Here is a 7,369-nt window from a genome sequence, read left to right on the forward strand (position 1 = left end):
GCCGCTTTGGGGTTCGTTGCCGCCTTGTGCACCGGCGGTTTGCGTCGTCTCGCTCATCTCCCGCAATCTCCTTTGTGCCTGCTCAATGCTTCTGATTGACCCATGCGTTCGACGCCCGCCGCCTGCAGCGCCAAATGATGCCGTGCTTCGATTGCCTGGCGGCGTGCGCCTATGCCGCTCACCGCAGCCGCACCGATTGCCGCAGCGACTTTCATGCTCATGATCCGGCTTGCACGTCAGTGCCCACTTTCGTGAAAAGCGGTGCGGCGTCTTGCGGAACGGCGCGACCCGTGGCTTGCGCGCGACGCAGCACCGACCAGTAGTAGCGATAGCTCGCGCGGTCATGCAGCGTGTCCTGATGGCGCGTCGGGCCCCATTGCGCGGACTGCGCGGCCAGCAGGATTTCGGTGGCCGTGGCGATCTCTTCGTCGCGCGGCGCGAACGCGGCGACGATCGCCTCGATCTGCGCCGGATGGATGCTCCACATGCGCGTATAGCCGAATTCGTTGCGGGCGCGCGCGGCGTCGTTGGCGACCACACTCATGTCGCGCACTTCCGTGCTGACGTTATGCGACGGCACTTTGCCGTACGCGTGGCAGGCAGCGGAGATTTCCAGCTTCGCACGCCGCACCAGCGGATGATCGAACTGACCGGGCGAGCGCATGGCGGTATCGGGAATCGCGCCATCGTGCGCGGAGACGAAGTCCATCAGGCCGAAGCTCAGCGCTTCCACGCCGGGTAGCGCGGCCAGATCGAACACACGTGTCAGCGCGCCGTGCGTTTCGACCAGCAGTTGCACCGGCACCGGTCGCGCGATGCCGAGTTCGCGCCGCGTCGCCTCGATGAACGCGACCATTTCGGCGGCATCGGGGACGTTGCGGATCTTCGGCAGGGTGATGTAAGCAGGCGCTCGCTTCGCGGCACGCAGAATGAGACGGACGTCGTCGCGCCAGTGCGCGTGATCGAAGTCGTGAATCCGCACACCGACGCGGCCGAAGCGGTCATGCTCGCTGCCCAGCAACGAGGCGACCAGCTCAGCGTGCTGCGCCTCGCGGCCGACCTGCGCGCCGTCTTCGCAATCGAGCGTGATGTCGAACACGGGGCCCAGTTGCTGCTGCAACGCTAACGATTTCAGCATCAGCTTTTCGCTGCCGGCGTAATGATCGCAGGCAGGCAGCACAGCGGGCGGCACTTCGCCGTCAAACAGCACTTCGGCGGGTGTGAGGGCGCGCATCTTCGGCGTCAGGAGCGTGGGTGATGTTTAGAGAAATCTGATTCGGGCGCGCTCTGCTGAGCCATCACGGCAATTGCGCAAAACGCGCTCGGATCAGATGCGAATAGCTGCATTCGCACGTAAAAAACCGGAACCCGCTGCGGTGGCGCCTGTGAGCGCCCCTGGATATTTCGCATCGCGCCAGGCTGCCTGAAGGCGGCCTGGCGTTGTCTCACGAGTTCCGGTTCGTCTGCAACCGCCGCTTAGCCGAGCAGGTGTTGAACGCCTTCGCGCTCTTCCAGCAATTCGTTCAGCGTGCCGTCCATCTTTTCGCGCGAGAACGCGTCGATGGCCAGACCTTCGACGCGCTTGTACTCGCCGTTTTCGCACGTGACCGGCACACCGTAGATGATGTCTTCCGGAATGCCATACGAACCGTCCGACGGGATACCCATGGTGACCCACTTGCCGTTCGTGCCGAGCACCCAGTCACGCACGTGGTCGATCGCCGCGTTAGCCGCCGACGCAGCCGACGACAGGCCGCGCGCTTCGATGATCGCTGCGCCGCGCTTGCCGACGGTCGGGATGAACGTGTTGCGGTTCCATTCTTCGTCGTTGATCAGCTTGGTCAGGTCCTGACCTTCTGCGGTGGCAACGCGGAAGTCCGGGTACATGGTCGGCGAGTGGTTGCCCCACACAGCCAGCTTTTCGATCGACGCGACCGGCTTGCCCGACTTGGCGGCCAGTTGCGACAGCGCGCGGTTGTGGTCCAGACGCAGCATGGCGGTGAAGTTCTTCTTCGGCAGATCCGGCGCCGACTTCATGGCGATGTAAGCGTTCGTGTTGGCCGGGTTGCCGACCACCAGCACCTTCACGTCGCGGCTGGCGACTTCGTTCAGCGCCTTGCCCTGAACCGTGAAGATTTCGGCGTTGGCCGACAGCAGGTCCTTACGCTCCATGCCTTTCGAACGCGGACGCGCGCCGACCAGCAGGGCCACGTCTGCATCCTTGAATGCAACCTTGGGATCGTCGGTGATCACGACGCCCGACAGCAGCGGGAATGCGCAATCATCCAGTTCCATCACGACGCCTTTGACGGCGCCTTGCGCTTGCGGCAGGTCGAGCAGTTGCAGGACCACCGGCTGATCCTTGCCGAGCAGGTCGCCATTGGCGATGCGGAACAGCAGGGAGTAAGCGATTTGACCTGCGGCGCCGGTGACGGCAACGCGCTTTGCGGGCTTAGCCATTGAGAAATCTCCAGGACGATGCGTTAGACGCTAGGGAAAACGCCATTCTATATGCGCGTTCAGCGAAGCGTTGTGAAACACGGCGGAATTCACTGTCGCGGACCGCCTCGAAATCTGCCGAGGCCGAGCGGCGCGTTGCGGCGAGACCGCCATGCCGGAATCTGTACTGCCGCACGGGAGCGGAATACGAGGCGCCGGGTAGCCGCTGCACGGTGCGGGCTCCTGCAAACAGCGCGTTTCGGCAAGCGTCTGACCAACGAATGGCGGCGAATCGAAACCTGAACTGCGAGGGAACAGCATGGTGCAGAGTGGCTGCCGGTGCGTCGCGGCGCTGCATCAAATAGCCGCCGAAAAACCCGCAAACCCTTGCTCGACAAGGAGTGTAGGAGTCGTCAGACACAAAGTCAACATTATCTTATGTCTTATATAAGACATATCTGTTGCGGGGAAAACCCTAGACGCGGCCTAGGCCTTTATGATGAAATGCGCGGATGAATTCGAACCCGGCGAACACCACGAATCCGAGCGGCCAAGGGGTCGCGGGCGAGGGTGTACCTGCTGCGCCCCCGGCCACGTCGCCCACTTTCAGCCCCTTGTATCAACAGATCAAGGGGTTGATCACGCAGAGCCTCGAAAGCGGCGAGTGGAAGCCGGGCGAGATCATTCCTAGTGAAGTCGAATTGGCGGCCAGATTCAAGGTCAGTCAGGGAACGGTGCGCAAAGCGATCGACGAACTTGCCGCCGACAACCTGCTGGTGCGACGCCAGGGCAAGGGTACGTTTGTTGCAACGCACAACGAAGACCGCGCCCAGTTTCGCTTCCTCCGATTACTGGCCGATGACGGCGCGGAACACCCGCACGTCAGCCGCCTGCTCGAATGCCGGCGCTTGCGCGCTTCGGCGGATATCGCCCGGCAACTCGATCTGAAACCGGCCGACCCGGTCGTGTTGATCAAGCGCTTGCTGCAGTTCGATGGCGAAGTCACGGTGCTCGACGAAATCTGGCTGCCGGGCGCCGTGTTTCGCGGCCTCACGCTCGAGCGGCTGTCGGAGTATAAAGGTCCCCTCTACGCGATGTTCGAGACGGAATTCGGCACCCGCATGATCCGCGCGACGGAGAAGATCCGCGCGGTCGCGGCCGAGCCTTCCGTGGCCGATCTGCTGCACGTGCCCGCGGGTTTTCCGCTGCTATCGGTCGAGCGCGTGTCCTATACCTATGGAGACCGGCCGGTCGAAGTACGCCGCGGTTGGTATGTCACAACCGGGTATTACTATCAGAACGATCTAAGCTGAATCGGGATGAATGAGGGCGCTGCGTCCCACACGCACGCCTGTTTGAAGGCGCCACTATCGCGCACGCTGTAACGGACCTGTCGTGGTTTTCGCTGCAGCGCGATATAAAAAGGCGCTAAAATTGCGGATTAGTGTGACTACATAGTAGGGGTCTAGCATGGCTGAAGCCGTAAAAAAACCGAGGCCGGAATTCCGGAACATCGGTATCGGGCAGATACTGACGGCATACCGTCTCCCGCTAGCGGGGCGAGTATCGATCTTGCACCGCTTGAGCGGTGGTCTGCTTTTTGTTTTTCTTCCGTTCCTGCTGTACCTCTTCGATCAGAGCCTGACATCGGAACTTAGTTTCGAAGTCTTCAAGGGCTTCCTCTCCAACATCATCGTCAAGCTCATCACGCTCGTTCTCGCGTGGGCCTTCCTGTTTCACTTCTGTGCCGGTGTCCGTCACCTGTTCATGGACACGAGCCACAACCTCACGACCAAAGAGAAGGGCAAGCAGACTTCCATCGTGGTTCTCGTCGTGTCGTCGCTGCTCACCATCGCATTCGCGGCAAAACTGTTCGGAGCATTCTAAAAAATGTCAGCTAATAACCGAATCGGTTCGAAGCGCCTTGTCGTCGGCGCTCACTACGGTCTGCGCGACTGGCTGGCCCAGCGCATTACCGCCGCCGTGATGGCGATCTACACGGTGATCCTGCTCGGGTGGTTCTTCGGCGCGCGCGATTTCTCGTACGACGGCTGGGCGTCGATCTTCGCCACGCAATGGATGAAACTCGCCACGTTCGTCACGCTGCTCTCGCTGTTCTATCACGCGTGGGTGGGTATCCGCGACATCTGGATGGACTATGTGAAGCCCGTTGGCATCCGCCTGTTGCTTCAAGCGCTGACGATCGTCTGGCTGCTCGCGTGTGCGGGCTACGCTGCGCAGATTCTCTGGAGAGTGTAAAAGAATGGCTGCAATCAAGAATTCTCTGCCGCGTCGCAAGTTTGACGTGGTTATCGTCGGCGCAGGCGGCTCGGGGATGCGCGCTTCGCTGCAACTCGCGCGCGCCGGTCTGTCGGTCTGCGTGCTGTCCAAGGTGTTCCCGACGCGTTCGCACACGGTCGCTGCTCAAGGCGGCATCGGCGCATCGCTCGGCAATATGAGCGAAGACAACTGGCACTACCACTTCTACGACACGATCAAGGGTTCCGACTGGCTCGGCGACCAGGACGCGATCGAGTTCATGTGCCGCGAAGCACCGAACGCCGTCTACGAACTCGAACACATGGGCATGCCGTTCGACCGTAACGCGGACGGCACGATTTACCAGCGTCCGTTCGGCGGCCACACGGCGAACTATGGCGAAAAGCCGGTGCAACGCGCTTGCGCGGCGGCTGACCGTACCGGTCACGCGCTGCTGCATACGCTGTACCAGCAGAACGTGGCGGCCAAGACGCAATTCTTCGTTGAATGGATGGCGCTGGATCTGATCCGCGACGCCGACGGCGACGTGCTCGGCGTGACCGCGCTGGAAATGGAAACGGGCGACGTCTACATTCTCGAAGGCAAGACCACGCTGTTCGCCACGGGTGGCGCGGGCCGGATCTTCGCGGCATCGACCAACGCGTTCATCAACACCGGCGACGGCCTGGGCATGGCGGCGCGTTCGGGTATCGCGCTGCAAGACATGGAATTCTGGCAATTCCACCCGACCGGCGTGGCCGGCGCGGGCGTGCTGATTACCGAAGGTGTGCGCGGCGAAGGCGGCATTCTGCGTAATTCGAACGGCGAGCGCTTCATGGAACGCTACGCGCCTACCCTGAAGGATCTGGCGCCGCGCGACTTCGTTTCGCGTTCGATGGACCAGGAAATCAAGGAAGGCCGCGGCGTGGGTCCGAACAAGGATCACGTGCTGCTCGACCTGTCGCACATCGGCGCCGAGACGATCATGAAGCGTTTGCCGTCGATCCGCGAAATCGCCATGAAGTTTGCGAACGTCGACTGCATTAAAGAGCCGATTCCAGTTGTGCCGACCATCCACTATCAGATGGGCGGTATTCCGACGAACATCAACGGTCAGGTGGTCGGTACGTCGACGGGTCACGAAGAAGTCGTCAACGGTTTCTACGCAGTGGGCGAGTGCTCGTGCGTGTCGGTGCACGGTGCGAACCGTCTCGGTACGAACTCGCTGCTCGACCTCGTGGTGTTCGGCCGCGCGGCCGGCAACCACATCGTCAAGCACGTGAAGGAAATCAAGGAGCACAAGCCGCTGCCGGCTGACGCCGCTGATTTCGCGCTGTCGCGTCTGGCGAAGCTCGATAGTTCGTCCTCGGGCGAGTACGCGCAATCGGTCGCGAACGACATTCGCGGCACGATGCAGGCTCACGCCGGCGTGTTCCGCACGTCGAAGCTGCTGGCTGAAGGCGTCGAGCGCATCCGCGAAGTGGCTGACCGTGTCGACAACATCCATCTGAAGGACAAGTCGAAGGTGTTCAACACGGCCCGCGTTGAAGCGCTGGAAGTGGCGAACCTGATCGAAGTGGCCCGCGCCACGATGGTTTCCGCCGAGGCGCGCAAGGAAAGCCGTGGCGCGCACGCGCAAAACGACTTCGAACATCGCGACGACGAAAACTGGCTGCGCCATACGCTGTGGTTCAGCGAAGGCGATCGCCTCGACTACAAGCCGGTTCACATGCAACCGCTGACGGTCGAATCGGTTCCGCCGAAAGCGCGGACCTTCTAAGGCACAAGTCAAAGGAATTCAGAAATGGCAAAGCGTACATTTGAAATTTACCGCTACGACCCGGACAAGGACGCAGCGCCGCGCATGCAAACGTATGAGATCGAGATTGACTCGCACGAACGCATGCTGCTCGACGCGCTGCTGAAGTTGAAAGCAGTTGACGAGACCCTTTCGTTCCGCCGTTCGTGCCGTGAAGGCGTGTGCGGTTCGGACGCCATGAACATCAACGGCAAGAACGGTCTGGCCTGCCTGCAGAACATGAACGATCTGCCGCAGAAGATCGTGCTGCGTCCGCTGCCGGGCCTGCCGGTCGTGCGCGACCTGATCTGCGACTTCACGCAGTTCTTCAACCAGTATCACTCGATCAAGCCGTACCTGATCAACGATACGCCGCCGCCGGAAAAGGAACGTCTGCAGTCGCCGGAAGAGCGCGACGAGCTCGACGGTCTGTACGAATGTATTCTGTGCGCTAGCTGCTCGACTTCGTGCCCGAGCTTCTGGTGGAATCCGGACAAGTTCGTCGGCCCGGCCGGCCTCTTGCAAGCTTACCGCTTCATCGCAGATAGCCGCGACGAAGCGACGGGCGAGCGCCTCGACAACCTGGAAGATCCGTACCGTCTGTTCCGTTGCCATACCATCATGAATTGCGTCGACGTTTGCCCGAAGGGCCTGAACCCGACCAAGGCGATTGGCAAGATCAAGGAATTGATGGTTCGCCGCGCTGTTTAATATGAACAACCCCCTCGCTCCCTATCGTTCGCTGCCCCCCGAGGGGGCGGTCAGTACGCTTGGGAGCGGCCCTGCGCGTACTGACATGGACTCAACATCGCATCAGTCCGACCCTCTCCGCCGCCGGGGGGCGCCGGGGGGGGGGCCGGGGGGGGGGCGGGG

General features: G+C 61.6%; 7 protein-coding genes. 5 read left to right on the plus strand and 2 right to left on the minus strand.

Going from position 1 to position 7,369, the window contains the following annotated elements; all coding sequences use genetic code 11:
- Positions 1 to 217: 217 nt before the first annotated feature.
- Positions 218 to 1,234 carry an HpcH/HpaI aldolase/citrate lyase family protein gene (locus PQR32_RS41835; RefSeq protein WP_408241685.1) on the minus strand — a complete coding sequence of 339 codons (1,017 nt, stop codon included), beginning with the start codon at positions 1,232 to 1,234 and terminating at the stop codon, positions 218 to 220.
- A gap of 242 nt (positions 1,235 to 1,476) precedes the next feature.
- Complete coding sequence (locus tag PQR32_RS41840) at positions 1,477 to 2,460, minus strand: malate dehydrogenase (protein ID WP_154557955.1); 984 nt, start codon at positions 2,458 to 2,460, stop codon at positions 1,477 to 1,479.
- 491 nt (positions 2,461 to 2,951) lie between these two features.
- On the opposite strand from PQR32_RS41840, the gene PQR32_RS41845 reads away from it, so the two are divergent.
- The 5 genes from PQR32_RS41845 (at position 2,952) to PQR32_RS41865 (ending at position 7,207) form a co-directional block, all read left to right on the plus strand.
- Entirely contained in the window at positions 2,952 to 3,752 is an 801-nt protein-coding gene (locus PQR32_RS41845) for a GntR family transcriptional regulator (RefSeq protein ID WP_408241689.1), read from the plus strand.
- Between the two features lie 157 nt (positions 3,753 to 3,909).
- A complete protein-coding gene (gene sdhC / locus PQR32_RS41850; protein WP_408205365.1) occupies positions 3,910 to 4,326 on the plus strand; it encodes a succinate dehydrogenase, cytochrome b556 subunit in 417 nt (138 codons plus the stop codon).
- A gap of 3 nt (positions 4,327 to 4,329) precedes the next feature.
- Positions 4,330 to 4,698, plus strand: a complete 369-nt coding sequence (sdhD, locus tag PQR32_RS41855; protein WP_408241693.1) for a succinate dehydrogenase, hydrophobic membrane anchor protein — start codon at positions 4,330 to 4,332, stop codon at positions 4,696 to 4,698.
- 4 nt (positions 4,699 to 4,702) lie between these two features.
- A complete protein-coding gene (gene sdhA / locus PQR32_RS41860; protein WP_408241696.1) occupies positions 4,703 to 6,478 on the plus strand; it encodes a succinate dehydrogenase flavoprotein subunit in 1,776 nt (591 codons plus the stop codon).
- Between the two features lie 24 nt (positions 6,479 to 6,502).
- Complete coding sequence (locus tag PQR32_RS41865) at positions 6,503 to 7,207, plus strand: succinate dehydrogenase iron-sulfur subunit (protein ID WP_007178777.1); 705 nt, start codon at positions 6,503 to 6,505, stop codon at positions 7,205 to 7,207.
- The last annotated feature ends 162 nt before the right edge of the window (positions 7,208 to 7,369 follow it).

This window comes from Paraburkholderia dipogonis, assembly GCF_046027395.1.
Taxonomy (GTDB): Bacteria; Pseudomonadota; Gammaproteobacteria; order Burkholderiales; family Burkholderiaceae; genus Paraburkholderia; species Paraburkholderia dipogonis_A.

Excerpts from the sequence above, each read along its gene's own strand:
- PQR32_RS41865 (WP_007178777.1), top strand. The coding sequence starts at position 6,503 with ATGGCAAAGCGTACATTTGAAATTTACCGCTACGACCCGGACAAGGAC.
- PQR32_RS41840 (WP_154557955.1), bottom strand. The coding sequence starts at position 2,460 with ATGGCTAAGCCCGCAAAGCGCGTTGCCGTCACCGGCGCCGCAGGTCAA.
- PQR32_RS41845 (WP_408241689.1), top strand. The coding sequence starts at position 2,952 with ATGAATTCGAACCCGGCGAACACCACGAATCCGAGCGGCCAAGGGGTC.
- sdhD (WP_408241693.1), top strand. The coding sequence starts at position 4,330 with ATGTCAGCTAATAACCGAATCGGTTCGAAGCGCCTTGTCGTCGGCGCT.
- sdhC (WP_408205365.1), top strand. The coding sequence starts at position 3,910 with ATGGCTGAAGCCGTAAAAAAACCGAGGCCGGAATTCCGGAACATCGGT.
- sdhA (WP_408241696.1), top strand. The coding sequence starts at position 4,703 with ATGGCTGCAATCAAGAATTCTCTGCCGCGTCGCAAGTTTGACGTGGTT.
- PQR32_RS41835 (WP_408241685.1), bottom strand. The coding sequence starts at position 1,234 with ATGCGCGCCCTCACACCCGCCGAAGTGCTGTTTGACGGCGAAGTGCCG.